This is a genomic window from Pseudomonas sp. CROZ-RG-20F-R04-15, assembly GCF_022662375.1.
In the GTDB taxonomy this organism is placed as follows: Bacteria; Pseudomonadota; Gammaproteobacteria; order Pseudomonadales; family Pseudomonadaceae; genus Aquipseudomonas.
In genome coordinates this window covers 1-1,045 of sequence record NZ_JAKNQL010000071.1, presented here as the reverse complement: position 1 = coordinate 1,045, position 1,045 = coordinate 1, and the positions used below count along the sequence as shown (strand labels likewise).

At 53.2% G+C, this 1,045-nt stretch carries 1 protein-coding gene; it reads left to right on the top strand.

Going from position 1 to position 1,045, the window contains the following annotated elements:
- Window positions 1-162: 162 nt before the first annotated feature.
- Window positions 163-1,045 (top strand): transposase (locus L8H52_RS30310; protein WP_242210171.1); only part of this gene is annotated, 883 nt, incomplete at its 3' end.

Sequence of the window (1,045 nt, the reverse complement as noted above, 5' to 3'; positions counted from 1 at the left end):
CTCGATTCTGACTCTGACCAGTACAGACCGTGGGAGACTTCTCGTCCCGCCCCTTCTACCCAAAGCGCCGATAAGGAATTCATCGGTAAACCGACGATAGAGACAAGCCAGCGCAACGGTAGCCCCCAACAAGCTCTTAAACCCTAGCTCCGAGGATTCGTCATGACAATCCTTACTTCGCAGACGGTTGTTGGTATCGATATCGCCAAGGCCGAAGTCGTTGTCTATCGTGCTGACCTAGAAACAATTGAGTCGGTCAAAAATGATCGAGCCTCCCTCAAACGTTGGCTCAAAACTTTGCCCGCGCAAAGCGCTATCGCTGTCGAAGCCACCAACATCTACCACTTGGAGACTGTTGATCTGGCTCATGCGATGGGGCATCAGGTCTATGTCGTAGATGCTTATCGAGTTAGCCATTATCGTCGCGGGGTCGGTCAACGGGCCAAAAATGATCCCTGCGATGCACGCGTGCTCGCGCGTTATTTGACGAATGAGCAAAGCAAATTGCGGCTTTGGAACCCGCCACCCAAGGCCTATACCGTACTGAAAAGCTTGCTGCACAGACGCGCGACGTTAATTCAGAACCATACGGGGCTAATGTTGAGCTGGGCGGATGAACCCTTGCTGAAAAAAGAACGTACCGCCCAGCAAAAGGCCTTCGAGCGATCCGATCAGGTCATTCAGAAACTACTGCGCAAGGTCAGCAAAGAGGCGGGTATCGAAGATAATATTGACCGCTGCAAAGCGATCGAAGGCGTGGGAGAGCTGACTGCAACCGGGTTGGCAACGACCTACATGCGCGGTGACTTTGCCAATAGCGATGCCTTCATCGCGTTTCTGGGTATGGATCTGACGGTAGACGATTCGGGTAAAAAGAATGGCCCGAGATTCCTGACCAAAAAAGGAGATCCGGAGATCCGTCGGTTGACGTACAACGCCGCGATGGCGGCGAGTCGCTCAGCCAAGTGGAAACCATTTTACGAGTCTTACCTGGCCAGAGGCTTCTCGAAAACACAGGCGTTGGTGGCCCTTGCTCGCAAGCTCT